Origin of the sequence: Pseudomonas sp. Irchel 3H7 (assembly GCF_900187605.1) — a bacterium.
GTDB lineage: Bacteria > Pseudomonadota > Gammaproteobacteria > Pseudomonadales > Pseudomonadaceae > Aquipseudomonas.
Map to the genome: position 1 here is coordinate 94,293 of NZ_FYEA01000016.1, position 26,770 is coordinate 121,062.

The 26,770-nt window shown below is 60.5% G+C and carries 20 protein-coding genes; 5 read left to right on the top strand and 15 right to left on the bottom strand.

The window, feature by feature from the left end; genetic code table 11:
- Positions 1–64: 64 nt before the first annotated feature.
- The 12 genes from CKW38_RS26440 to CKW38_RS26495 all read right to left on the bottom strand — a co-directional run bounded on the left by CKW38_RS26440 (position 65) and on the right by CKW38_RS26495 (position 13,348).
- A complete protein-coding gene (locus tag CKW38_RS26440; protein WP_095114275.1) occupies positions 65–505 on the bottom strand; it encodes a phage infection protein in 441 nt (146 codons plus the stop codon).
- A 132-nt stretch (positions 506–637) separates the two neighbouring features.
- Positions 638–1,330, bottom strand: coding sequence for an anti-sigma factor domain-containing protein (locus CKW38_RS26445; RefSeq protein WP_095114276.1), 693 nt, complete (start codon positions 1,328–1,330; stop codon positions 638–640).
- Positions 1,327–1,860 carry a sigma-70 family RNA polymerase sigma factor gene (locus tag CKW38_RS26450; RefSeq protein WP_007918254.1) on the bottom strand — a complete coding sequence of 178 codons (534 nt, stop codon included), beginning with the start codon at positions 1,858–1,860 and terminating at the stop codon, positions 1,327–1,329. Before CKW38_RS26450 ends, CKW38_RS26445 begins: the two co-directional genes overlap by 4 nt.
- Before the next feature lie 163 nt (positions 1,861–2,023).
- The gene (locus CKW38_RS26455) at positions 2,024–2,545 is read right to left on the bottom strand and encodes a DUF3455 domain-containing protein (RefSeq protein ID WP_095114277.1); all 522 of its coding nucleotides are present in this window, start codon (positions 2,543–2,545) and stop codon (positions 2,024–2,026) included.
- 114 nt (positions 2,546–2,659) lie between these two features.
- Positions 2,660–4,345: an ABC transporter ATP-binding protein gene (locus CKW38_RS26460; RefSeq protein WP_238539565.1), complete on the bottom strand. Its 1,686-nt coding sequence runs from the start codon at positions 4,343–4,345 to the stop codon at positions 2,660–2,662.
- Position 4,346: 1 nt separating this feature from the next.
- A complete protein-coding gene (locus CKW38_RS26465) occupies positions 4,347–5,369 on the bottom strand; it encodes an ABC transporter permease (protein WP_095114278.1) in 1,023 nt (340 codons plus the stop codon).
- Complete coding sequence (locus CKW38_RS26470) at positions 5,369–6,433, bottom strand: microcin C ABC transporter permease YejB (RefSeq protein WP_095114279.1); 1,065 nt, start codon at positions 6,431–6,433, stop codon at positions 5,369–5,371. The genes CKW38_RS26465 and CKW38_RS26470 overlap by 1 nt, the downstream gene beginning before the upstream one ends.
- Position 6,434: 1 nt before the next feature.
- On the bottom strand, positions 6,435–8,300 hold the full coding sequence (locus CKW38_RS26475; RefSeq protein WP_095114280.1) for an extracellular solute-binding protein: 1,866 nt from the start codon (positions 8,298–8,300) through the stop codon (positions 6,435–6,437).
- A 150-nt stretch (positions 8,301–8,450) separates the two neighbouring features.
- A complete protein-coding gene (locus CKW38_RS26480) occupies positions 8,451–11,162 on the bottom strand; it encodes a TonB-dependent receptor (RefSeq protein WP_176472374.1) in 2,712 nt (903 codons plus the stop codon).
- Between the two features lie 206 nt (positions 11,163–11,368).
- The gene (locus CKW38_RS26485; protein ID WP_007918272.1) at positions 11,369–11,770 is read right to left on the bottom strand and encodes a biopolymer transporter ExbD; all 402 of its coding nucleotides are present in this window, start codon (positions 11,768–11,770) and stop codon (positions 11,369–11,371) included.
- Positions 11,770–12,456 (bottom strand): MotA/TolQ/ExbB proton channel family protein, encoded by a 687-nt coding sequence (locus CKW38_RS26490; RefSeq protein ID WP_371857975.1) that lies wholly within the window; start codon positions 12,454–12,456, stop codon positions 11,770–11,772. Before CKW38_RS26490 ends, CKW38_RS26485 begins: the two co-directional genes overlap by 1 nt.
- A gap of 67 nt (positions 12,457–12,523) precedes the next feature.
- Positions 12,524–13,348, bottom strand: coding sequence for an energy transducer TonB (locus CKW38_RS26495; RefSeq protein ID WP_095114281.1), 825 nt, complete (start codon positions 13,346–13,348; stop codon positions 12,524–12,526).
- Positions 13,349–14,461: 1,113 nt separating this feature from the next.
- On the opposite strand from CKW38_RS26495, the gene CKW38_RS26500 reads away from it, so the two are divergent.
- The gene (locus tag CKW38_RS26500) at positions 14,462–15,085 is read left to right on the top strand and encodes a glutathione S-transferase (RefSeq protein ID WP_007949951.1); all 624 of its coding nucleotides are present in this window, start codon (positions 14,462–14,464) and stop codon (positions 15,083–15,085) included.
- Between the two features lie 130 nt (positions 15,086–15,215).
- Here the strand turns inward: CKW38_RS26500 and CKW38_RS26505 are convergent, their stop codons facing one another.
- Positions 15,216–15,656, bottom strand: coding sequence for a CBS domain-containing protein (locus CKW38_RS26505; RefSeq protein ID WP_007918278.1), 441 nt, complete (start codon positions 15,654–15,656; stop codon positions 15,216–15,218).
- Positions 15,657–15,854: 198 nt separating this feature from the next.
- Here CKW38_RS26505 and CKW38_RS26510 point away from each other — a divergent pair, with 198 nt between their 5' ends.
- Complete coding sequence (locus tag CKW38_RS26510; protein ID WP_176472375.1) at positions 15,855–18,215, top strand: DNA polymerase II; 2,361 nt, start codon at positions 15,855–15,857, stop codon at positions 18,213–18,215.
- On the opposite strand, the gene CKW38_RS26515 is transcribed toward CKW38_RS26510, so the two are convergent.
- The gene (locus CKW38_RS26515; protein WP_007918280.1) at positions 18,180–18,650 is read right to left on the bottom strand and encodes a DUF1810 domain-containing protein; all 471 of its coding nucleotides are present in this window, start codon (positions 18,648–18,650) and stop codon (positions 18,180–18,182) included. The two genes, CKW38_RS26510 and CKW38_RS26515, sit on opposite strands and share 36 nt — an antisense overlap.
- A 25-nt stretch (positions 18,651–18,675) precedes the next feature.
- Positions 18,676–19,497: an aldo/keto reductase gene (locus CKW38_RS26520; RefSeq protein ID WP_095114283.1), complete on the bottom strand. Its 822-nt coding sequence runs from the start codon at positions 19,495–19,497 to the stop codon at positions 18,676–18,678.
- 478 nt (positions 19,498–19,975) lie between these two features.
- Between CKW38_RS26520 and CKW38_RS26525 the strand changes: the two genes are divergently transcribed.
- From CKW38_RS26525 to CKW38_RS26535, 3 genes are all read left to right on the top strand, one after another.
- Positions 19,976–20,491 carry an Hcp family type VI secretion system effector gene (locus tag CKW38_RS26525; protein ID WP_007949952.1) on the top strand — a complete coding sequence of 172 codons (516 nt, stop codon included), beginning with the start codon at positions 19,976–19,978 and terminating at the stop codon, positions 20,489–20,491.
- 126 nt (positions 20,492–20,617) lie between these two features.
- Positions 20,618–23,524 carry a type VI secretion system tip protein VgrG gene (locus CKW38_RS26530; protein ID WP_095114284.1) on the top strand — a complete coding sequence of 969 codons (2,907 nt, stop codon included), beginning with the start codon at positions 20,618–20,620 and terminating at the stop codon, positions 23,522–23,524.
- On the top strand, positions 23,521–26,770 hold a 3,250-nt coding region (locus CKW38_RS26535), incomplete at its 3' end, for a DUF6531 domain-containing protein (RefSeq protein WP_095114285.1). The genes CKW38_RS26530 and CKW38_RS26535, both read left to right, overlap by 4 nt.

Below are 26,770 nucleotides of genomic sequence, written 5' to 3' on the forward strand. Positions count from 1 at the left end.
GGGCATAAAAAACCCGGCTGAGGGAGCCGGGTTTCTCTGGGGTGTTGCGCTTGAAGCCATGCATTCAGGCAACGCGGCGTTCGAGCAGACGATCCGAACCACCTTCGGCGACGCGGCGTTCGAGCAGACGATCCGAGCCACCTTCGGCGACGCGGCGTTCCAGCAGACGATCCGAACCACCTTCGGCGACGCGGCGTTCCAGCAGACGATCAGCGCCACCTTCGGCAACGCGACGTTCCAGCAGACGATCCGAGCCACCTTCAGCAACGCGGCGTTCCAGCAGACGATCCGAACCACCTTCAGCAACGCGGCGTTCGAGCAGACGATCAGAACCACCTTCAGCAACGCGACGTTCAATCAGACGATCCGAACCACCTTCAGCCAAACGGCTTTCGATCAGTTTGTCCGAGCCGCCTTCGGCGATCATGGTGTGGGCCGGGGTGGCGGCGAAAGCGTTGATAGCGAAGACCGAGAAGGCGATGCCGAGAAGGGTTTGGCGTTTCATGATGGTGTGCTCCGGGGTGTTGTTGGTTGGTATGGAGCCGATGTTACGCCGGAGATTTTTTATGAGAACTTCATTGCCGTGATGGTGAACATCGATGTCGATGATGGTTGCCAGAAGCCGCAGATCAGAGCCTTACAGCACCTTCACCGCACGCCCGATCGCCTGAATCGGCCCGGTCGGTTTACCGATCGGCGAGCCATTGGCGCCCTCAAGTGTCAGCTCGAACAACTGATTGGGTTGCAGCGGCGGCAACTTGTCCAGCGGCACCGATAAGGCCTGCCCGGGTTTGACCAGTCCCAGCGAAACCGGCCCTTGCCAGCCATCAGCCTTGGTCCAGAATTCCAGTGCCTTGTCCGCCGGCACCTCAACCACGCCCAATGGAATCAACTGAATCTCATGCGAATTGCTCGCCTGGATCACCCAGCCCGGGGCCTTGTCCTGCGGCGCGACCAGCACCACCAGAAAGCTTGGTTTCGGCGTGGTCTGGGTCAACAGGATCGAACCCAAAATCAACGTGGCGGCCAATCCGATAGCACTCAACCCGCGCCAGAGTGGCAGCAGGTTCCACCATGAAGTCGACGGCGCTTTTGCCGTGAGTCGGTCGAGGCTGCGTTCGATGCGTGGCCACAACAGCGCAGACGGTTGCTGCGAGGGGGCAAGATCAGTCAACTCCAGCAGGCGCCGCTCCCAGGCATCCACCGCTGCACGCAGTTCGGGGTCGTTGGGCAAGCGCCGTTGCACCTCGATCCGCTGTTCAAAAGAAAGCGTGCCGAGCACATATTCGCCGGCCAGTTCATCGCGGTCTTGCGCTGATTCGCTGGTCATCCCATGCACTCCCGCAAGGCGTTGAGGCTGCGTTTGATCCACGCTTTGACCGTGCCCAGCGGCGTGTCGAGGCGCGCGGCAATTTGCGCGTGGCTGTAGCCGTCGACATAGGCATGCAGGATGCAGTGGCGGCGTTGCGGCTCCAGTTGCTCAAGGCAACGGTGGATACGCGCCGAATGAACTTGGGCGTCGAAACCGTCATCGTCTGCAGCCACTTCGTGGGCTTCGTCGAATGGTGTTTCCCGGCCCTGATCGCGTAGCAGATTCAGCGCCAGATGCCGCGTCACCGTGAACATCCAGCCCCGCGCCGAACCGCGTGCCGGGTCAAACCCCGCCGCGCCGTTCCAGATCTTGATGAACGCCTCATGAACGATGTCCTCCGCCAGCGCCGTATCGCGCACCAGACGCTTGGCCACACCGAGCAGACGCGGGCCTTCCTGCACATACAAATCGCGCAGGGCCGCACGCTCGCCACGGGCACAGGCAGCGAGGCGGGCTTCGTAATCGAACGCGGATTCGGCTAAAGGCATGTCGTGCAATCTAGCTCACATTCCGCAAACATCCAGAACACATGATTCCCCTTGTAGGCCTTCGCCTGCTCGCGATAGCGGTGTGTCAGTGATGCATATGTTGGCTGACACTCCGCTATCGCAAGCAGGCCCACTCCTACAGGGGAGGCGGTAAATCCGGGAATCAGTTCGCCGCCCAGAAAATGTAATCGGCCTGATACTTCACCACTTCCTGCTTGCCCTTGTTCGCCGCCGTGCATTCGCTGCCCGGTGCCACGCCACCCTTGAGAGCGACGCGCTGGATGTAACTCACGCCGCTCATCGCGCCTTTGCCTTCGGCCGGATTGGTCTTGACCAGTTGATAGGGCAGGTTGCCCGGGCTGGACGGCGCCACGGCCAATTGCGTGCCGGTGACTTTTGAACCGTCCTTGGCCTGCCAGGTAGCCGGCGGGCCAAAGTAGGTGCCGACCTGCTTGCCGCTGCGATCATTGAGCACCGCTTTCGGGCCGACGAAGGTCCACTCGGTCTGCCCGGGCGCATTGGCTTTGTCCCGGCATTCGTAGGTGATCTCACCGACGCCGGTGGTTTCCATCGCGATCTTGTGGCCGTCCGGGACTTTGATCGCGTCGGGATAGCTGCTTTGGGCGAAGGTCGTCGAGGACAGGGCGAGCAAACCGGTGAGGCCAATCAGCTGGGTGATGTTCATCAGTGTTATCTCCGAAAAGGGTAGACCGCTGACAGCCGAAGAGGGCTGTTACAGGGACTACCCGTGACGGAGGTGTTTGGATGCAGTGCCTGAAAAATATTTTTTGGACCACTTCTATACCTGTGGGAGCTGGCTTGCCAGCGATAGCGGTGGGTCAGCGAAGGGGATGTCGACTGACCCGGCGCCATCGCTGGCAAGCCAGCTCCCACAGGGTTTTGTGTCGGGCTTCAGGCCGGAGGCGTTCAAGAGCTCTTGGGTGTAGGGGTGTTTGGGCGCGGCGAAAATCTCGCGCGACGAACCCTGCTCAACCACCTTGCCATCCTTGATCACCATCAAGTCATGCGCCAACGCATGCACCACCGCCAGGTCATGGCTGATAAACAAATAGGTCAGCCCATGCCTGATCTGCAATTGCCGCAACAACTCCACCACCTGTTTCTGCACCGTACGATCCAGCGCCGAAGTCGGCTCATCGAGCAGAATCAGCGCCGGCTCCAGCACCAGTGCGCGGGCGATGGAAATGCGCTGGCGCTGGCCGCCGGAAAACTCATGGGGATAACGATGGCGGCTCTGTGGATCGAGGCCGACTTCCTCCAGCACCCGAATCACCGCCGCCTCACGCTCGGCCTCGGTGCCGATGCCGTGAGTCAGCAAGCCTTCGGCAATAATCTGCTGCACTGACATCCGTGGGCTGAGGCTGCCGAACGGGTCCTGGAACACCACTTGAATCTGCCGCCGCAACGGCCGCATCAAACGTTGATTGAGCAAGCTCAGTTGCTTGTTACCAAAACGGATATTGCCCTCGGACTCGACCAACCGCAGGATCGCCTGACCCAGGGTCGATTTTCCTGAACCGGACTCGCCGACAATCCCCAAAGTCTTGCCCCGTTGCAGGGTGAAACTCACGCCGTCCACCGCTTTGATGTAATCCTGCTGGCGGCTGAACAACGCCTTGGGCAACGGAAACCACACCTTCAAATCATCAACTTCGAGCAGGTTGTGATCATACTCACTCGGCACCGGCCCACCGCTCGGCTCAGCCTCGATCAACAAGCGGCTGTAAGGATGCTGCGGCGCGCGAAACAACGCTTCGCAATCCGCCTGCTCGACGATTTCACCATGGCGCATCACGCACACCCGTTGCGCGATGCGCCGCACCAGATTGAGGTCATGGCTGATCAGCAACAGCGACATGCCGAGGCGTTGCTGCAACTCGATCAACAACTCAAGAATCTTCTGTTGTACCGTGACGTCGAGCGCCGTGGTCGGCTCATCGGCGATCAACAGCTCCGGCTCATTGGCCAGCGCCATGGCGATCATCACCCGTTGCCGCTGACCACCGGAGAGTTGATGTGGATAGGCTTTCAAGCGCTGCAACGGCTGGCGAATGCCGACCAGTTCCAGCAGCTCCAGAGTCCGTTCGCGGGCAGCGCGGCCCTTGAGGCCTTTGTGAATCTCCAGTACTTCGCTGACTTGCTTTTCCACCGTGTGCAACGGATTGAGCGAGGTCATCGGCTCCTGAAAAATCATCGCAATGCGGTTGCCGCGCAAACCGCGCATCTGCTGCTCGCTGGCGTGCAATAAATCCACGCCGTTGTAGCGGATCGCGCCGCTGCTGCTGACGTTCTTGCCCGGCAATAAACGCAGAATCGAATGCGCCGTCACCGACTTGCCCGAGCCGGATTCACCGACCAGTGCCAGACATTCGCCACGGCGAATATCCAGGTTCAAACCGTGCACCACTTCTTGCCCGGCGAAGGCCACGCGCAGATCGCGGATCTCGATCAAATTGTCGTTCATCTCAGCTCCGGGGATCGAATGCATCACGGCAAGCCTCACCAATAAAAACCAACAAGGACAGAATCAGTGCCAAGGCAAAAAACGCCGTCAGCCCTAGCCACGGCGCTTGCAGGTTGCGCTTGGCCTGACCGATCAATTCGCCCAGCGACGCGGTGCCAGCCGGCATGCCGAAGCCGAGAAAATCCAATGCGGTCAGGGTAGCGATGGCGCCGGTCAGAATGAACGGCAGGTAGGTGAGGGTGGAGGTCATCGCGTTGGGCAGAATATGCCGGCACATCAGTTCGTTGTCGGTCAGACCCAGCGCTCGCGCGGCTTTGACGTATTCCAGATTGCGCCCACGGAGGAACTCGGCGCGCACCACATCAACCAGCGCCAGCCAGGAAAACAGCGCCATGATCCCCAGCAACCACCAGAAACTCGGCGAGACGAAGCCGGACAGAATGATCAGCAGGTACAGCACCGGCAACCCCGACCAGATCTCCAGCACCCGTTGCCCGAGCAAGTCGACCCAGCCGCCGTAATAACCCTGCAATGCCCCGGCAACGATGCCGATAAACGCACTGATGCCGGTAAGGATCAGCGCAAACAGAATCGAAATCCGCGTGCCGAAAATCACCCGCGCCAACACATCGCGCGCCTGATCATCGGTGCCCAGCCAGTTGCTTGCTGACGGTGGACTCGGCGCTGGTTCGCTGAGATCGTAATTGACCGTGTCGTAACTGAACGGGATCGGCGGAAACAACATCCAGCCGCCCTGATCCTCGATCAGTTTGTGTACATAGCTGCTGGCGTAATCCGGCTGAAACGGCAGCTCGCCGCCGAAATCGGTTTCCAGATAATCGCTGAGGATCGGAAAGTAGAAAGCGTCGTGATAACGAATCACCAGCGGCTTGTCGTTGGCGATCAACTCGCCGCCCAGGCAGATCAGGCACAGTCCGATAAACAGCCACAGCGACCAGCGTCCGCGCCGGTTGGCCTTGAACTGCGCAACACGACGCTGGCCGAGAGGAGAAAGTGTGAACATCAGGCAGTCCTCGCCGAGAAGTCGATGCGCGGGTCGAGCAGGGTGTAGCAGAGATCGCCGATCAGCTTGATCAACAGGCCGAACAGGGTGAACAGAAACAACGCACCGAACACCACCGGGTAATCCCGCGACACCGCCGCTTCGTAGCTCATGCGCCCGAGGCCGTCGAGGTTGAAGATGGTTTCGATCAGCAGGGAGCCGGCGAAAAACACTTCGATCAGCGCCGACGGCACACCGGCCACCACCAACAACATGGCGTTGCGGAACACATGGCCGTAGAGCACGCGGCGCTCGGTCAGGCCTTTGGCCCGCGCGGTGATCACGTACTGGCGGCTGATCTCGTTGAGGAAGCTGTTCTTGGTCAGAATGGTCAGCGTGGCGAAACCGCCAATCACCAGCGCCGTCACTGGTAACACCAGGTGCCAGAGGTAGTCGCCGACCTTGCCCAAGGTGCTGAGGCTGTCGAAGTTATCCGAGACCAGCCCCTGCACCGGAAACCAGTTGACGTAGCTGCCGCCGGCGAACACCACGATCAACAGAATCGCAAAGAGGAACGCCGGCATCGCATAGCCGATGATGATCGCCGTGCTGCTCCAGACATCAAACGCGCTGCCGTTCCTGATCGCTTTGCGAATGCCCAGGGGGATCGAAATCAGGTAAGTCATCAACGTCGCCCACAACCCCAGCGACAGCGACACTGGCAGCTTCTGCACAATCAGATCAGTGACCTTGGCGCCGCGAAAGAAACTGCTGCCCAGATCCAGCTGCGCGTAGTTTTTCAGCATCAGCCACAGGCGTTCGTGCATCGGCTTGTCGAAGCCGTAATGGTGTTTGATCTCCTCGATCAACGCCGGATCGAGGCCACGGCTGCTGCGGCCCGCGCCGCCAACCGCAGTAACCTCGCCACCACCGCCCATGCTGTGCCCGCCGAAGCCTTGCAAGCGGGCGATGGCTTGCTCCACCGGCCCACCCGGCGCAGCCTGCACAATCAGAAAATTCACCACCAGAATGCACAACAGCGTCGGGATGATCAGCAGCAAACGTCGACTCAGATAACGCAGCATGTCACTGGCCCCCCGCAAGCTGAGTGTGCATCTGCTGGGTGGTCAACGCCTTGGCCGAGACCTCCCACCAGGTGTTGAGGCCTTCGTCGTACGCCGGTTGCACGGGCGGCATGCCGAAGCGGTTCTGATACACCGTCGGCGTGCCTTTGGAGTAGTAGTTGGGAATCATGTAGTAACCCCATTGCAGCACCCGGTCGAGGGCGCGGGCGTAATGCACCATGGCCTCGCGGGTGTTGGCCTGAACCAGTCCGTCGATCAATTGATCGACCGCCGGGTTGGCCAGCACCATCGAGTTCGAACTGCCGACTTGCGTGGCGCTTTGCGAGGCGTACAGGCTGTACAACTCGCGGCCGGGAGAGACGATCGGATCGCCGCTGCGAGGGAAAGCGACGACGATCATGTCGTAGTCGCGGGCGTTGAGGCGGTTGATGTATTGCGCCGAATCGATGCGCCGCAAATTCAGCGTGATGCCAATCTGCGCGAGGGTGCGTTTGAACGGCAGCAGCATGCGATCGAAGCCGCCCTGACCGTCGAGGAAGGTGAACTCCAGCGGCTCGCCAGCAGCGTTGACCAGACGATTGTGTTGCGGCGTCCAGCCAGCCTCGGCGAGCAGCTTCAGCGCTTGCAGTTGTTTGTCGCGGATGTAGCCGCTGCCATCGGTTTTCGGTGCCACATACACGGTCGTGAAAACTTCGTCGGGAATCTGTCCGCGCAGTGGTTCGAGGATCTTCAATTCTTCGGCATCAGGTAGCGCGGTGGCGGCCATTTCGCTCTTCGGCCAGAAGCTGTTCTGGCGCACGTAGAAACCGCGCATCATCTGTTTGTTGGTCCACTCGAAATCCCACAGCAGGCTGATCGCCTGACGCACGCGGCGATCCTTGAAGAACGGGTTCTGCATGTTGAATACGAAGCCCTGAGCGGCGGTGGGTTTGTCCGGAGCGAGGATCGACTGCTGCAAGCGGCCGTCGCGCAACGCCGGGCTGTCATAGCCGACCACATAACCAGACGAGGAGAACTCGCGGTTGTAGTCGAACGCGCCGGCCTGCAACAGTTGCCGGGCGACGTCGGTGTCACCGTAGAAATTCACCGTGAGGGTGTCGAAGTTGTACATCCCGCGACTCACCGGCAGGTCCTTGCCCCACCAGTCCGGATCGCGCTCGAAACTGATGCTGCGCCCGGCGTCGACTTTGCTGACCCGGTACGGTCCGCTGCCCAGCGGTGGCTCGAAACCGCCGCCATTGGCGAAGTCGCGGGTTTTCCACCAATGCTCGGGGACGATGCGCATCGTCGCCAGGTCCAGCGCCAAGGTGCGGTTGAGATTGTTCTTGAAGGTGAAGCGCACCTGCCGCGGGCCTTCGATCAGCACGTCCTGCACATCGGCGTATTGCTGGCGATAACTCAAGCTGCCCTTGGTCATCAGCAGGTTGAAGGTGTAGCGCACGTCTTCGGCGGTGATCGGCGTACCGTCAGCGAAACGTGCTTTTGGATTGAGGGTGAAACGCACCCAGAGTCCATCGGGATCGCGCTCGATCTGTTGCGCGACCAGTGCGTAAACGGTGTACGGCTCGTCGAGCGAACGGAACGCCAATGGCGAGTACACCCAGTCGTTGACCTGCACCACGGAAATGCCCTGATCGGCATACGGGCTGATGTAGTTGTACTGGCCGATCTCCATCGACGCGCGACTGAGCGAACCGCCCTTGGGCGCGTTGGGATCGACGAAATCAAAGTGCTGGAAGTTCGCCGGATACTTCGGCGCTTCGCCGTACACCGTTAGCGCATAACTGCCGCCGGCCAGCGCCGAGGTGCCGGTGCACAGCAGCGCACTGCCCAAAAGCAGGCCCGCCATGTTGCGCAAAAAACTCATGCAATCACTCCTGAAAATCCCTGAAGAAACCCGGTCCCCATGTGGTAGCTGGCTTGCCAGCGATAGCGATATGTCAGTGAAGTAAATGTCGACTGATACGACGCCATCGCTGGCAAGCCAGCTCCCACAGGGTTTTGCGGTGCTCGTTCTTTAGAAGTGGTACGTCATGCGCGCAAACAAGGTGCGGCCCAGTGGGTCGGTGTAGCGCGGGTCATAGCCGCTCTGAAAGTTGTAGGCCTGGTTGGAGAACGGCGGGTTGCGGTCGAACACGTTCTTCATCCCGGCATCGACATCCAGCACCTTGTTGAAGGTGTAGCCGGCCGACAGGTCCCACACCGAATACGACGCCACGCGCGCGTGGGTGTCGCGGTCGTAGTCGTTGTAACCCGTGGTGAAGCGGTTGGTCAGTGCCGCCCGCGCCGCGCCGAAGGTCCAGCTGCCGGTGAGGTTATGCTTCCAGCGGGCGATCACGCCGTCACCCTGGAAGTCGCCGACCTTGTCGGTGAACGGGCCTTTGATGGTGCTCTGGAAGTCGTACTCGTCAACATAGGTGCCTTGCAGGCCCAGACCGAACTGACCGTACGGCGTGTTCGGGAAGCGGTAGTCCAGCGAGACGTCGACACCGTTGGTTTCGACGATGCCGAGGTTGGCGTTACCGGTGACGATGTAGTTGAGCGTGCCGTCGGCGTTGCGCACGAAGCGGTCCGGGTAGGAGCCGGCCTGATCAAACACGGTGGATTCCGGGAACGGCTGGATCTGGTTGGAGATGTGAATCCACCAGAAATCCAGACCCACCGACAAGTTGTTGATCGGCTGATACACGAAGCCCAGCGTCACGTTGCGCGCCTTCTCCGGGGCCAGATCCTCGTTGCCGCCGATCTGGTGGAGGAACTGCTGACCGCAATCGCGGCCGCCGTTGCCGCCCGGTTGCACCACGCCGCCAGTACACAGCACCGGGTCGTTGTAGTAGCCCTGGGTGAAGGTGATGCTGCGTGGCGAATACAGCTCGTACAGCGACGGCGCACGGAAACCTTCGCTGTACGCGCCACGCACCACCAGCTCTTTCAACGGCTGATAACGGAACGAGTATTTCGGGTTGGTGGTGCTGCCGAAGTCGCTGTATTTGTCGTGGCGCACGGCGGCGGACAGTTCGAGGCTGTCGAGCACCGGCACGTTGATTTCCGCGTAGGCGGCTTTGACGCTGCGGTCGCCTTCGACGCTGCCGGCCGGGTCGATACCGAGGCTCTGAATGTCGCCGGCGAACGACTCGAAGTCCTGATGGAATTTCTCTTTGCGGTACTCGCCGCCCAGCGCCAGACCGGACGGGCCGGCGCCGAACCAGTCGCCGATCTCGCGGCTGATGCGTCCGTCAAAACCGGCCACACGGCCAACGGCAGTGGAGTAGGCGCCGTGGTACGCCGCGTCGTCGATGTACTGCTGTCCGGCAGCGGATTGCGGGCCGAACGGGTTGAGCAAACCACTGGCCAGACCATTGATCATCGCCTGATCGCTGACAAAGCCATTGGTGACGCTGGAGACGATTTTGTTCTGGTTGTACGAGGCGCCGACGTTGTAATCCCAGCCGGCGACCAGACCATCGAAACTGAGCAGGAAGCGCTGGCTGGTGTTCTGGTCTTTCGATTCACGCGGGCCGGCAGCGGTTTCACGCCAGTTGACGTCCACCGGTTGGGTCGGGTCGAGGGCGAAATCGGTGGGCGCCGGTGTGATGCCGTTGCCGGGATAGTAGGGCGACGAGGAATCGAGGCTCAGACCGGTCAACGGCGCAGGGCCGATCGCCGTGGCGTTGTTGTTGCGCGACCAGAAGTACTCGAGGTTGACGTTGTGATCGTCGCCGAGTTTGCCGGTGGTCTTGCCGAAGAACGAAGTCTTCTCGGTCTGCGGCACCAGGTCGATGTATTCACGGGTGCTGAAGCGGCACAAGCCGTCGCGGGCGATCAGGTTGGGGCCGTTGCAATTGCTGTTGGCCAAGGGGTTGGTGGCGTTGCCGTTCTGGCTGTAGTTGCCGGGGAATGCGGTGCCGGAAGTCTGATCGAGACCGCGACCGGGGGCATAGTCAGTGGCAAAAGAGCGATCGTTGGCGTCGAGGTTCTGCTGCTTGTTGTAGTTGAACACGCCGAGGACGTTGAAGCGGTCCTCTTCCAGGTCGCCGTAGCCCCAACTGGCGCTCATGTCTTTGGTTTGGCCGCCGCCGCTGTGGGTCGGGGTTTCGCCGCCGAGGGTCAACTGGCCGTCGGTCAGGGATTTCTTGGTGATGAAGTTGATCACACCGCCGATGGCGTCAGTCCCGTACAGCGCCGACGCGCCGTCACGCAACACTTCCACGCGTTCGATGGCGGCAAACGGGATCATGTTCAGATCCACCGCGCCGCCGGCCGAGTTGGTTCCCGACAAGGCGTTGTTGGCCAGGCGTCGACCGTTGAGCAGCACCAGCGTCTTGTTCGCGCCGATGCCGCGCATGTCGGCGAACGAGGCGCCGCCAGTGGCTGCGCCGACTGAGCCTGCGCTGTTGTTGATCGACTGGCTGCCGGTGATGCGCTGGACCAGTTCGGCGGTGGTGGTCACGCCCTGTTTGCGCAGTTCATCGGCCTTGAGAATGGTGATCGGCACCGCCGTTTCCGCATCGACCCGGCGAATCGCCGAACCGGTCACTTCCACCCGTTGCAGTTGCGTGGTCGGCGCAACCACCGCCGCAGCCGCCGGGACGCTAGCGTTGTCGTCCTCGGCTGCCTGCACAGTCCCGGCGCCCATCCCCATGGCCACCAGATACAACGGAACAAAACGGTGGCGAGAAATCGTGGCCACCAAAGGTTTGAGCGTGAAGCGTGGAGTGTTCATCAGCATGGTTATTTCCGACTTTTTAGACGTTATCGAATTGGCCTTGTGAGCCCCTCATTGCTCCGCTATCGGTGATACCGCGTGCGGAAAACCACTTTCATCAAGCAAGCCGATCCCCTCCGAAAACGCGTGGCGTTTTTCGGTCGGCTGGTTACGACAGGATTCAGCGGGCGGTGCCGGGCGCGTCTTTCACTGCGCGCCCGGCACCGTACTCAGTGGGTGGTCATCACCGAAATCTTGGTAATGCCCGAGCGTTCGATCGACGCCATGGCCTTGGCCACCTGGCCGTAATTGACGGCGGAGTCGGCCTGCAACTGCACGCGGACTTCGGCGTCCTTGGCCTTGACCTCCTTGAGGCTGGCTTCCAGCGATTCCGGGGCCAACTCGGTTTTCGCCAGATAGAACTTGCCGTCCTGATCGACGCTGACCACCACCGGGTCTTTCTTTTCGGCGGGGGCGACGGCGTCGGTTTTCGGCAGATTCACTTTGATCGCGTTGGTCATCAGCGGCGCGGTGACGATGAACACAACCAGCAGCACCAGCATCACGTCGACCAACGGCGTGACGTTCATTTCGCTGAGTACTTCATCGCTGTCTTGAGTGGAGAACGACATCAGCTGGCCTCCCGCACGGCGGCTGTGGTTTTGCTGGCGATGGCCTGACGGCTGATGGAAAACGCACTGCGCGAGGCGAGGGCGTCGAAGTCGTGGGCGAAGTCATCCATGTCTGCCGAAGCCAGTTTCAAGCGGCGCAGGAAGAAGTTGTAAATCAGCACCGCCGGCACCGCGACGGCGATACCCACGCCGGTGGCGATCAGCGCGTGACCGATCGGCCCAGCCACCGCTTCAAGGCTGGCCGAGCCGGTTTCGCCGATACTTTTCAGCGCTTCCATGATTCCCCACACGGTGCCGAACAGGCCAATGAACGGCGCGGTGCTGCCGATACTGGCGAGGATCGCCTGGCCGTTTTCCAGCGAGCGGCGTTCCTTCTGGATCTGCTGGCGCAGGTTGCGTTCCAGGCGATCCGAGCGGTTGATGGTGTGTGCCAGTTGCTGGGTGGTGCGCGGCGAGTCTTCCACCAGCAGCGCTTCGAAACCGCTGCTGGCAATGCGCGCCAGCGAGCCCGGATACTGGCTGGCGTGTTCGGCGGCAGTGAGCAGATCCGGCGCGCCCCAGAAGGCTTTGGTGAACTGTTTGTTCTGCGCTTTCTGCCGCAGGTACTGCGCCGACTTGACCAGCAGGATCGCCCAGCTGACCACGGAAAACAGCACCAGACCCCAGAGCACGCCGGGGACAATCATCGAAGACAAATCGTTCATGGTGATACCTCGCTTGCGTTATTCGGTTGTGCGTTGATTGAGCGTTCGGTTATTGCGGCAATTTGAAATCGATGGTCTGGGTGGCGAAGCCGTCGATCGGCGTGTCACCGCGTTTGGCCGGAATAAATTTCCAGTTCTTCACGGCGGCAACAGCCGCGTCATCCAGTTGCGGTTTGCCGCTGGATTTGGTCACCGTCACCGAGCCGGCGCGACCATTGGCCAGCACCTGAATGCGCAGCACCACGCTGCCTTCCCAGTTGCGCCGCAGGGCCAGCGACGGGTATTCCGGCGGCGGGTTGCCGAGGCTGGCGAGACCGGAAATCGCTGCCGATTCCTTGACCGGACCCGGCGCGGCGGCAGGGGCCGGCGGTGCGCTCGGGGTGGCCGGGGCAGCGGGTGCAGCCGGTTGTGCCGGGGCCGGTGGAGCTTTCGGCGGCTCGACCTTTTTCACCGGTTTCGGCTTCTCGACCGGTTTTGGTTTTTCGATCGGCTTGGGCTTCTCCACCGGTTTCGGCGGTGGCTTGACCGCGTCCTCGTCTTCCACCGGTTGTTCAGGTTCCGGCGGTGGTGGAGGCGGCGGCGGTGGCGGCGGTTCCGGAGTGGGCGGTGCCGGTGGCGTCGGGCTGGTCAGCTCGACGGTCATTTCCGGAATCTGCGGCGGCGTTGGCAATGGCTGTGTTTTCGATTGCTGGAGAAACCACCAGGCGCCGCCATGTATCAGCGCCGACACAGCGACCAGCAACACCATCTGCTGTTTATTCAGACCACCGGGTTGCGAGGTATTGGCTTTAAACGCCGGCCTGCCCGGTGGCGGCGGAATTGGCGCTTCCCGCAACGGCCCCGGGAGGGTTCTGTGCTTTACCGCATCGTTCATTAAAGCTCCCTCGGGTTGATGAAGGGCAATAAGGTGCCGTCCGAACATCCAGGGGATATTCGAGTGGGTGGGTGTAACTTTCTTCAAGGTGTGCAGAAGCCGATAGTTGAACTATCCGGTTAACAAGGCTTGTGCAAACTTACTGGCTTGGCGTCATCGACTTCGAGTGTTCATTAGCCATTCCCTGGTTGTTCTTCTATTACGTGAGCGCACTGTCGGTGTCTCATGCTTGTTACACATAGCAACCGCTGTGCCACATGTTGCTGAAATGTAGAGTGCGTATTTCATGAGTGTTACCCATGTCGCATTTATATAAGTTTTACCCTTGTCGTGGTTTTTCCATGGCGCGCAGATTGCCGTTACTCCGGTTGAGGGAGCTTTTTCACAGGCGAGTCAGGCTGTGCGCCATATCACGCGGGTTGGCGGGATAGAGCGGCTGCGCAACTGGCGGCCAAGGCACTTGCTGGTGCGCGGCGGACTGAATTGGTGCGGGTCAATGTTTTAGCGGCTCACGGGGCATGTTCCTTGTTGTTGTTTAAATGAAATCACTGTTTGAAGTATTGAATAGTGCAAGCCCGTGGAGCAGTTTTGGTGCACTTGCAATGGCACTAAAAGTTATTGTTCGACAATCCTGCTGTCGTTCGATGCACACTGCATTTGTGCAATAACTGCCCGAGTCTTATTTAAAAAATAAATAGCACGCTGCCGTCGGCCAATAACTCATTGCCGAACGCAGTGCGCTGTCGAGGTGTCAGGTAATAAAGTAAGAGTGAAGGTAGCCGGGACTGTTCGGATGAACTCGGCGGCGAACGGATAAATGCAAAGAGGCTGTGATGCGGCAAAGCGTTTGAAGATTCACTCGGTGAACTCCTTGTTGCCAGCTCGGATACGCGAACTTTTGGTTCGGTATCGCACCTTACAAGAACGCGGATAGCGTTCGATGATTGCTCTTGGTGCGGGATGGGCACCGCCAGCGCTGTTTTGCGAGGTTTGAATTCGCAAGTCGCGAGTGCATGGGAAAACCGTGCCAAAACCGATACACAGGCAGATTTTTTCTACACCCACGCTACAGCCATCTACCCTGTGGCAATGGTCTTTTCGGGGGGATTGGATATGTACCAGCTCTACGGGCACAGAAATTCAGGCGCAGCCGCCATCGAAGCGGCGCTGGAACTGTGCCAGATCGCTTACCGTTTCATTGATATCGAAGCCAGCACCGAAGCCGCCGAGGCACTGGCCCAGCTCAATCCACTCAAGCAGATACCGACCTTGCAACTGCCCGACGGCAGCGCTCTCACCGAGAGTGCGGCGATCCTGATTCATCTGGGCCTGACGTTTCCCAAGTCCGGCCTGCTGCCAGCCAAGGCGGATGATCGCGATCAGGCCATTCGCGGTCTGGTCTACATCGTCAGCAATTGCTACGCAGCGATCGGCGTCATCGATTATCCAGAGCGCTGGCTGCTGATGCCCGACGAAGCCTCGCGACAGAATCTGGTGGCCGGCGCGCGTGAGCGTTTGCACTGGAGTTGGGAGGTATTTGCCGACCAGTTTTCCGCCGAGCTGTATCTGGATGACGAAACCCCGGGGGCGCTGGATGTGCTGGCGGCGGTGGTGACGCGCTGGGCGGGCAGCCGCGAGCATTTGCGCCAGACGCGGCCGGGGTTTTATGCGTGGTTGCAGCGAATTGACCGGCACCCGGTGCTGGCGCCGGTGTTTGCCCGGCATTGGCCGTCCTGAACACACCGCAGATTCAAATGTAGGAGTGAGCCTGCTCGCGATAGCGGTCTGTCACCTACAAATAAGGTGGCTGACAGAACGCTATCGCGAGCAGGCTCACTCCTACAGGGGGCGGTGGTGTCTTCGGGATTTATTCCCCGCGAATGTACTGCTCCAACTGCTTGATCAACTCCGCCTGTTCGGCAATCGCTTCCTTGACCAGGTCACCGATCGACAGCAGGCCGATCAACTTGCCGTTCTCCACGACCGGCAAGTGGCGCAGGCGTTTGTCCGACATGATCCCCAGGCAGGTGTCGACGGTTTGGTGGGTGTCGACGGTGATCACGTTCGCCACCATGATGTCGCGCACCGGCGTGCCCACGGATGAGCGGCCATGCAGTACCAATTTGCGCGCATAGTCCCGTTCGCTGATGATGCCGACCACTTTTTCGTCTTCGACCACCAGCAAGGCGCCGACGTTTTTCTCGGCCATCTTCATCAGCGCTTCGAGCACCATGTGATCAGGTTTGATCTGGTGCACTTCCTGATTTTTCTGATCTTTGAGCTTGAGCAGTTGGGCGACGGTCTTCATGGCGGTTACTCAGGTGTTGTCGTTGTTATCCAAGCATCGTAGACGCAAGCGCGCAGGGCAAGGTGGCAAAGCGGCAGATAACACGCAAAAAACGTCATTTGCCGGGTTTTTCCGTGGCTGATGGCGATTTATCGCCAGGGTCATCCCAGGCAATGCCGCGTAGAATGCCCTTCTGATTCAATTCCTGAGGTTGCAGTGGTGGATTTACCGCAGGGCTTCGTCCTGACCCGGCATTGGCGCGATACGCCGGCCGGCACCGAAGTCGAGTTCTGGCTGGCGACCGACGCCGGGCCGCGCCGTGTGCGCCTGCCGCATCAGCCGTCGGTGGCGTTTGTTCCTGCCGAGCAGCGCGAGGCTGCCGAACGTCTGCTGCACGACGAAAAGAACGTCGAACTGCGCCCGCTGGCCCTGCAGGATTTCGAACATCGCCCGGTACTCGGTCTGTATTGTCAGCAACACGGCCAGTTGATGCGCCTGGAAACCGCGCTCAACCGCAACGGGGTCGACGTCTACGAAGCCGACGTGCGCCCGCCGGAGCGCTATCTGATGGAGCGCTTCATCACCGCACCGGTGCGGTTCAGCGGCACGCCCGATGCCGACGGCTTATTGCTCAACGCCCAGCTCAAACCTGACCCCGATTACCGACCGAAGCTGCGCCTTGTCTCGCTCGACATCGAAACCACCGAAACCGGCGAGTTGTATTCGATTGCCCTCGAAGGGTGCGGCGAACGTCAGGTGTACATGCTCGGTGCGCCGAACGGCGACGCCAGCATCGTCGACTTTGATCTTGAATACTGCGATTCGCGCACGGTCATTCTGAAGAAACTCAACGACTGGTTCGCCCGTCACGACCCCGACGCGATCATCGGCTGGAACGTCGTACAGTTCGATTTGCGCATCCTCCACGAGCACGCGCGGCGCCTCGGCGTGCCGCTGAAGATCGGCCGTGGCGGCGAAGAGATGCAATGGCGCGAACACGGCAGCCGCAATCACTACTTTGCCTCAGCAGCGGGGCGGCTGATCATCGACGGTATCGAGTCCCTGCGTTCAGCGACCTGGAGCTTCCCGTCGTTCAGTCTGGAAAACGTTGCCCAGACTCTGCTCGGCGAAGGCAAGTCGATCGACAACCCGTACCAGCGCATGGACGAGATCAACCGCATGTTCGCCGAGGACAAACCGGCGTTGGCCAAGTACAACCTCAAGGACTGCGAACTGGTCACTCGGATCTTCGCCAAGACCGAGTTGCTGACCTTTCTGCTCGAGCGCGCCAGTGTCACCGGACTGCCGGCGGACAGAAGCGGCGGCTCGGTAGCAGCGTTCACGCATTTGTATATGCCGTTGATGCACCGACAGGGTTTTGTCGCGCCGAATCTCGGCACCAATCCGCCGCAGGCCAGCCCCGGCGGGTTTGTCATGGACTCGCAACCGGGCCTGTATGAGTCGGTGCTGGTGCTCGATTACAAGAGCCTTTATCCATCGATCATTCGCACCTTTCTGATCGACCCGGTCGGCCTGATCGAAGGCTTGCAACACCCGGACGATAGCGACTCCGTGCCGGGCTTCCGAGGTGCGCGGTTCTCGCGTACCCGGCATTGTCTGCCGTCGATCGTTTCGCGGGTGGCCGAAGGTCGTGAGACCGCCAAGCGCGAGCACAACGCACCGTTGTCGCAAGCGCTGAAAATCATCATGAACGCCTTCTACGGCGTGCTCGGCTCCAGCGGCTGCCGCTTCTTCGATACGCGGCTGGCCTCATCGATCACCCTGCGCGGTCACGAGATCATGCTGCGCACGCGCAAGCTGATCGAAGAGCAGGGCCACGCGGTGATCTATGGCGACACCGACTCGACCTTCGTCTGGCTGCGTCGTCCGCATGGGCAGGAGGAGGCGGCGAACATCGGTCATGCGCTGGTCAAACACGTCAACGACTGGTGGCGCGCGCATGTGCGTGATGAATATGGCCTGGAAAGCGCGCTCGAACTGCAATTCGAAATTCACTACAAACGCTTTCTGATGCCGACCATTCGCGGCGCGGAGGAGGGCAGCAAAAAACGTTATGCCGGCCTCGTCACCCGCGCTGATGGCAGCGATGAAATGGTTTACAAAGGCCTGGAAACCGTGCGCACCGACTGGTCGCTGCTGGCCCGGCAATTCCAGCAGGAACTCTACGAGCGGATCTTCCAGCGCAAGCCGTATCAGGATTACGTGCGTGACTACGTGCGCAAAACCCTCGCCGGTGAATTCGATGATCGCCTGGTCTACCGCAAACGCCTGCGCCGCACCCTCGACGATTACGAACGCAACGTCCCGCCGCATGTGCGCGCGGCGCGGCTGGCCGACGACTACAACGCGCAGCACGGGCGGCCACGGCAATACCAAAACGGCGGCTGGATCAGCTACGTCATCACCCTGGCAGGTCCCGAGCCGCTGGAAGTGCGCCGCGCCGCCATCGACTACGACCACTACATCACCCGGCAGCTGCAACCGGTGGCGGATGCGATTCTGCCGTTTGTCGACGACGATTTCTCAACCCTGATCGGGGGGCAACTGGGCCTGTTTTGAGTCGAGCAGTTGCAGCGTCCATTCGTCGAGAATGCCGTGGAAGTAGCGTTCCAGCGCCTGATTGAACACGCTGTCTTCAGCGCAAAACTGCGCGAACAGCGTCATCGAAGAATGAAATTTCAGGTCATCGGGATGGCCGAAAATCTCCGCGATCGAGCGCTGTTGCACCTTTAGCACTAGCTGCGTGCAAGTACGCAGGCGTGCGCCGAGCAGTTCGTGAGCCAGATAAGCCCGGGCTTCCTCGGCCGAACCGATGGCGTAGCGCCGGGACATTTCACTGCCGCCCAGACCGGCGAACTGCGGAAAGACAAACCACATCCAGTGGCTGCGTTTGCGGCCCTCATCGAGTTCGCGTTGCACGCGCTCGAACACCGGGTCCTGGGCCTGGACAAAGCGTTGCAGGTTGAACGGGTCGTACTGATCAGTGCTTCTCATCGCGAAGCCCTCGCCAGTCGGCGGCTCAGACCATGGCCAGCCGCTGCTTGCGTTGTGGCGCTTTAAAAACCTGGTCCAGCGCCGCCAGATCCCCGGCCTCCAGTTGCAGTTGCGCGGCTTGTGCATTGAGTTGCACGTGCTCCGGTCGCACAGCCTTGGGAATCGCAATCACACCATCCTGACGCAGAATCCACGCCAGCGAAACCTGTGCCGGAGTTACACCATGACGAGCGGCAATCTCATTCAGCAGCGGTTCAGCCAGCATCGCGCCGCCCTGGCCGATTGGACAGTAGGCCATCAGCGGCATGCGCTGGTGTTGGCACCACGCCAGCAGATCGAACTCGATGCCGCGCTCCTCGAGGTTGTAAAGCACCTGATTGGTCGCGCAGGCCGAGCTTGAGAGTTCTTCGAGATCGTCAACATCGAAATTCGACACACCCCAACGGCCGATCTTGCCATCCTCGCGCAGGCGTTCGAAGGCCTCGACGGTTTCCTCCAGCGGATACTGGCCGCGCCAGTGCAACAGATAGAGGTCGATGTAGTCGGTGTCGAGCCGGCGCAGACTGCGCTCGCAAGCTTGCGGGATGCCCTTGCGGCTGGCGTTGTGCGGGTAGACCTTGCTCACCAGAAACACCTGATCGCGCAGGCCGGCGATGGCCTCGCCGACCACGGTTTCGGCACCGCCCTCGGCGTACATTTCGGCGCTGTCGATCAGGGTCATGCCCAGCTCGATACCCGTGCGCAGCGCCGCCACTTCACGCTTATGCGCCGAGCGATCTTCACCCATGCGCCAGGTGCCTTGGCCAATGACTGGAACCTGGACGCCGGCCAATTCGAGGGTACGCATGCAAACCTCCTTGCTGAATGTGTCGATACCTTTTAGTGGGCAGCAGGATAGCTCAGGGGTTCAATAAGCAAAGAGATCGCGGCCTTCGCCAGCGCTTTCCTTATGGGTAGCGGTTTCCCATGTAGGAGCTGCCGAAGGCTGCGATCTTTTGATCTGGCGCTCTTCTTTATCTATCCACGTGCAAGTGCGCAAGAAGTTGCGCAGTGATTTGCCTGTTTTCACCCGGGTAAGTCTCTACAGGCCGCGTAGCTCGTGGCCTCCAGCCAAGTGCGCAACTTCTTGCACACCACTGCGCAAAAAGTTGCGCACTTTCCCTTGTTTTTCATTGGCTTAATCACAGGAAAAGATCAGTCGATGAGCTCAAGGCATTGATCCGTATGGGCTGCAGAAAAGCTGGCACGAAGTTTGATGGCGCATGGCCATCCTTTCAGGCAATGGTGCCTGTGAGGTATGTCTTTTCAAGCAAGGAGAGCACTCCATGGCAACACCAGCGTACATGTCGGTTACCGGCGAAAAACAAGGCCTGATCACTGCAGGCGCATTCACCGCTGACTCCGTAGGCAACACCTACCAGGAAGGCCACGAAGACCAGGTCATGGTTCAGGCTTTCACCCACGACGTAATCATCCCGCGTGACCCACAGTCCGGTCAGCCAACCGGTCAGCGCGTGCACAAGCCAGTGGTCATCACCAAGGTCTACGACAAGGCTTCGCCGCTGCTGCAAGCGGCGCTGACCTCCGGCGAGCGCATGAGCGAAATCGTTATCCAGTGGTACCGCACTTCGGCGCAAGGCACCCAAGAGCACTACTACACCACCAAACTGGAAGACGCGATCATCGTCGCCATCAACAACAAAATGCACAACTGCCAGGATCCAGGCAACGCGCACTTCACCCACCTGGAAGAAGTGCAGTTCACCTACCGCAAAATCACCTGGACCCACGAAGTGTCCGGTACTTCGGGTTCCGATGACTGGCGTGCTCCAGTCGTTTAATTACGGCTGATGGTTGTACCGCCCTGATCGGCATAACTGGTCGGGGCGGATTCACTTCTAAAGAATTTTTTGCCAATAGCCCCTTGAGGGCTGTTGCGCGTCGCAGCACTGCGCGAGGAACAAGGGATGTTCTCACCGGCCAACCAGCCTCATTTCAATCTGACCGTCGATGGCATCGACAGCGACTTCCAGGTGCTGTCGTTCACCGGTCGCGAGGCCCTTAACACGCCATTCGAATTCGAGCTGGAACTGGTCAGTGAAAAGGCTTCGATCAACCTCGAAAGCGTGCTGCACAAACTGGCGTTTCTTCAATTGTCGCCGAGCGGCAGCGGCATTCACGGGCTGGTCTACAGCATCGCTCAGGGCGAGGCGGGCAAACGCCTGACTCGTTACAAGATCTCCCTGCGCCCGCAACTGGCGTACCTCGCGCACCGGGTCAACCAGCGCATCTTCCAGCAGATGACCGTGCAGCAGATCATCAGCCAGGTGCTGGAAGAACACGGCATCCTTGCCAGCGATTACCACTTCCAGCTCAGCGCGATTTATCCCGAGCGCATTTACTGCGTGCAGTACGACGAATCGGACCTGGATTTCGTCCAGCGCCTGTGCGAAGAGGAGGGGATTCACTACCACTTCCAGCACACGTCGAGCGGGCACAAACTGACCTTCGGCGATGACCAGACGGTGTTCCCGAAACTGGCGCCAGTGTCCTATCAGCAGGACTCCGGACTGGTCGCCGACAAACCGGTGGTCAAGCGTTTCGGCCTGCGTCTGGCCACCCGCACCAGCCGCACCACGCGCCGTGATTACGACTTCGTCAAACCGAAGATCGAGCTCGAAAGCGACGCCAAAAGCAGCGCCCAGCCGGACCTTGAGGACTACGATTACCCGGGCCGTTTCGTTGATCGCGAGCGTGGTAAACACCTGGCCAATCGCGCCTTGGAACGCCATCGCAGCGACTACCGTCTGGCCGAGGGCAACAGCGATCAGCCGATCCTCGTCAGCGGGCATTTCCTCGCCCTGACCGAGCACGCCAACCCGACGTGGAACGATCTTTGGTTGCTCACCGAAATCTTCCACGAAGGCAAACAACCGCAGGTGCTGGAAGAGTCGGTGACCAGCGACACCACCGACAACAAGGACGACTTCCACCAGGGCTACCGCAACCGCTTCAGCGCCATCCCGTGGGATGTGCCGTACCGTCCGCCGCTCGATCACCCGAAACCAAAAGTCCTCGGCACTCAGAGCGCCGTGGTCTGCGGCCCTGAAGGCGAAGAGATCTACTGCGACCAGTACGGCCGGGTGAAGGTGCAGTTCTTCTGGGACCGCGAAGGCAAACACGACGACATGACCAGTTGCTGGATGCGCGTGGCGTCGAGCTGGGCCGCGGAAACCTTTGGTTCGATCAATATTCCGCGCGTGGGCATGGAGGTGTTGATCACCTTTCTTGAGGGCGATCCCGATCAGCCGCTGATCACCGGTTGCCTGTACCACGGCGCCAATCTGCCGCCGTACAAGCTGCCGGATTTCAAGACGCTGGCGACGGTCAAAAGCAAGGAATACAAGGGCAGCCGCGCCAACGAATTACGCATCGACGACACCACCAGTGAGATCAGCATCGCGCTGCGCAGTGACCACGGTGCGAGTGCGATCAACCTTGGTTACCTGACCCATCCGCGCCCGAGCGGTGGCCAGCCGCGCGGTGAAGGTTTCGAACTAAGAACCGACCGCCACGGTGCGGTGCGTGCGGCGGCCGGTCTGCTGATCACCACCGAGCCACGGCCGAACGAATCCAAGCATCACAAGGATCTGCCGGAAACCGCCGAGCGCCTCGCGACCGCCAGCGATCAGCAGGATGGTTTCGCCGTTCAAGCTAAAGAGCTTCAAGCCCAAGAGGCCGGTGATCAGGACGACGTCGCCAAAGCGCTGCACGCCCAGCATCAAGGCGTACTCGGCAGCGGACCGGCGAACCTCACCGCCAACGAGTTCCCCGAGTTCACCGAACCGCATCTGGTCCTCGCCAGCCCGGCCGGCATCGCCCTGACCACGCCACGTTCCAGCCACATCGCCACCGGCGAACACCTGGCGCTGAGCAGCACCGGTCACACCAGTCTGTCGATCGGCAAACGCCTGCTCGCCAGCGCCAGTCGCGGCATGCGCCTGTTCGTGCAGAGCATGGGCTGGCGGCTGGTCGCCGCCTCCGGCGACATCGACGTGCGCGCACTGAAGGACAGCATCAACCTGCTGGCCAAGCTCAACATCACCGCCAACGCCGACCGCATCACCATCACGGCGAAAACCGAACTGGTGATTCAGGGCGGCGGCAGCGCCACCACCTACAACGCCGGCGGCATCACCCACGCCACCAGCGGCCCTTACACCGCGCACGCGGCGAACTTCGCCTACACCGGGGCGAAAAGTCTCGCCGGAGTGTTCCCGGAACCACCGAAACCCGGCAAGGGCAACCTTGAATTGTTCAACCAGTACGCCGGGCGTCAGGGCATCAAGGAAGGCGATTACGAAGTCATCGATGCGCTGGGTAAAAGCATCAAGGGCAAGCTCGACGGCAAGGGTTTTGCCAGCGTCGCCGGGGCTGCACCGGGGCCTGCGCGTGTGCTGTTCGGCAAGGATCCGGCGGACACCTGGAGCGATGGCAGTTACATCGGAAAACCGGAGTGGCCGTTGAATCCACCGGGTGCCGAAGACGTGCCGAGCCAAGTGCAAGCCATGGTCGCGCAGGTGTTGCCGAGCAAGAGCTGGGAGATGTTGGAGAAGGGTAAGGACATGGCGCAAACAGGGATGAGTGCGATGCAGACCGCGCAAGGTGCGATGCAAACGGCGCAGCAGGTGAAAGGCTTGGCGCAGGGCGGGGTGGCCGGGTTGCCGAAGCTGGCGAGTGCGGCGTTGCCGAGTGCCTCCGGGATTTTGGGGGCGGCAAGCAAGGCGGGCAAGTTGCCGAGCCTGCCTGCACCGAGTCTGCCAAAACCTTCCTTGAAAACCCCGGGCCTGTTGGCGGGTGAGATGCTGTCATGACCACTGAAGTAGCTGCTGTAAAACGTGAACCTCAAGTTGCCATCGTTCCCCTGAATGCCATCGACATTCAGGATGTCGCCAGCGGTGCGGCAACCTTCGACGCCTGGCTGCAATCGGCTACGGATGGCGTGGTCACGCTTGATCGAATCAAGAACTACGCCGGCTTCCTGCCGGTGGTGGGCAACATCATGGCGCTAGTCGATGCGCTGGGTGACATCGTCACCCTGTCGAACGCCAAGCAACGCGACTTGCTCGCTTGGGCCAGTCTTGGCATCAACCTGATCGGCGTCTTGCCGTTGCCGCCGTCGATGGCCGCGGCGCGGATGACCCTGCGCCCGACGCTGTTTCTGGTGCGTCAGGAAATGAGGGCCAGCAGCAAGGTGTTGCTCAGCACTTCCGTGATCGAGGTGCTGGTCGGCCACCTGAACGCCTCGATTATCGGCACGCTGGATGATTTTGTTGAGCAAGCCAAAGGCAAGTTACCGGGCATTTTGGCGGACGCTGGCAAGCTCGGCGAAGAAATCATTGATCAGATTGCAATAGGCATCGAAGCGGTGGCGTTCGGCAATCTGGATGCCAAAGGTGATCTGAATGCAGCCAGCGCCCAGGCGAGCGCCGCAGCCGATCAATTCAAGAATGATCCGCTGGCGTCATTCAGCAATGTTTTTGGGGCTGCCAACAGCGCCCTGAAGTCGGCAGGCAAAGGCCTGGCCAACAGCGTGGCGCAAAACCTTGTCCCCGATGACTTCAAAAAAACCGTTTCTGACGAAACCAAAAAACTGCGCGCCATGGGCCCGGAGCTGCGTACGCAGTTGAGCAAGCTCGACGATGAGTCGGTGCAGAACTCGATCGGCTGGTTGCTGCTGATCCTCTCCAGTGCCGTGACCTTGTGGCGCAAGCGCAATGCCCATGGGCAGAACGCCGCGGTCCACCCGGACAAGACCGGTCAGGCGAAGCGTACGGCATCCGAGGGGCAGTTGGCCTCTAACGGCCAACAGGCTTCGGCGACTCACGCACCCGAGCCGAAAAAAAACTGCGCCTGCGCCAGCACGGGGCGCAGTATCAATTTCGCCATAGGCTCTGAAAGCCTCAGTCATACCGATTTCAGCCTGCCCGGCCCCTTCCCGATCGAATGGACGCGCACCTACAACTCACGCCTCGACGCCTACGATCAGAGCGAACTCGGCGCTCGCTGGATCAACGAATTCACCACGCGTTTTGACTGCGTGGACGATGGCCTGACGTTCTACAGCGCCGACGGCCGCGACCACAGCTATCCGTTGCCTAAAGTCGGCCTGTTCCACTACGACGCCATCGAAAACATCACCCTGGTCCGCAACAGCGAAGATCAACTGCTGCTGTGCCGTGGTTTCGAGCGCAAGGAAACCTACGTCCGCCGTGGCCAGCGCTTTGTGCTGAGCAATATCTCGCTGCGCAACGGCGCCGGGATGATGCTGCATTACGAGCATCGTCACGGCGAACACTCGCTGCTCTCCGACCTGATCACCTATCAGGAAAACGACTTCACCAAAGTCCATTTGCACCTCGGCACGATGCTCGACGATCACGGCCGGTTTATCGGCCTCTGGCAGATCGTTGATGGCGAACCGCTGCGCCAGCTCTGCGCCTATCAGTACGACACCTATGGCGACCTGATTCAGGCGCAGGACGAGAACGGCGCCGTCTGGTCGTATCAGTTCCAGCACCACCTGATCACCCGCTACACCGACCGCACCGGGCGCGGCATGAACCTGCAGTGGAACGGTTCAAGCGCCAAGGCCAAAGCCGTGCGCGAATGGGCCGATGACGGTAGCTTCGACACGCGCCTGGAGTGGGACGAGAACATTCGTCTGACCTACGTCACCGATGCCCTCGGCAACGAGACCTGGCACTACTACGACATCCTTGGCTACACCTACCGCATCCGTTACGCCGACGAGCGTTCGGAATGGTTCTTCCGCGACGAGGCGAAAAATATCGTGCGCCGCGTCAATGCCGACGGCAGCACCGATCGCTACAGCTACGATGAACGCAGCAACCTGCTCGAACACATCCGCGCCGATCACACGGTGATGCATTACGCCTACGATGATCAGGATCTGCTGATCAAGATCAGCGACGCCGAGGGCGGTCAGTGGCAGCGCGCCTATGACGACCAAGGCAACTTGGTCGAAGCGCTCGATCCGCTGGGCAACAAAACCGAATACGCCTACAACAAATCCGGCCAGCCCACCGCGATCAAGGACGCCAACGGCAACGAAAAAACCCTCGACTACAACGACGCCGGACAACTGGTCGAGTACGTCGATTGCTCGGGCAAAACCAGCGCGTGGGAGTACAACGAACTGGGGCAGATGATCTGCTTCACCGACGCTGCCGGCAACGCCACCGAATACCAATACAAGGCCGGCCAACCGGTGCTGATCAAGCACCCGGACAAGACCGAAGAGCGTTTCGAGCGAGACGCCGAAGGTCGGTTGTTGGCGCACGTTGATGGACTTGATCGTTGCACCACGTGGAGCTACAGCGCCGCCGGTTTGATCGCCGAACGCATCGACGCAGCCGAACAAACCCTGCGCTATCGCTGGGACCGTCTCGGACGGTTAACGGCTTTGGAAAACGAAAACGAACAACGCGCGCACTTCCACTACGACCCGGTCGGTCGTCTGCTCGAGGAACGCGGTTTCGACGGCCGCAGCACGCGCTATCAGTACGACCCACTCACCGGCCGCCTCGCGCAATCGATCAATGGCCAACGCGTCATCTCTTTGAGCTTCGACCCGATGGGCCGCTTGACCGAGCGTCGCGCCACTCTGGGCGACCAGTCGCAAAGCGAAACCTTTGCCTATGACGGCAACGGCAACCTGGTGCTGGCCGACAACGCCGACAGCCGCCTGCAATGGTTCCACGACCCGGCCGGCAATCTGCTGCGCGAACACCAACATTATCTCGGCCTGGAAAAACCCACCGTCGCAATCTGGCAGCACGAGTACGACGTGCTCAACCAACGAGTCGCCAGCGTTCGCCCCGACGGCCACCGCGTCAGTTGGCTGACGTACGGCAGCGGCCACCTGCTCGGCCTGCGTCTTGATGAACACGAACTGATCGGCTACGAACGCGACGACCTGCACCGCGAAGTCGCCCGCCATCAAGGCAACCACCTGCTGCAAACCCAAAGCTGGGACCCGGCCGGCCGTTTGCAAGAACAACTGCTGGGACGCAGCGACGACAAATCTACGCTGCTCA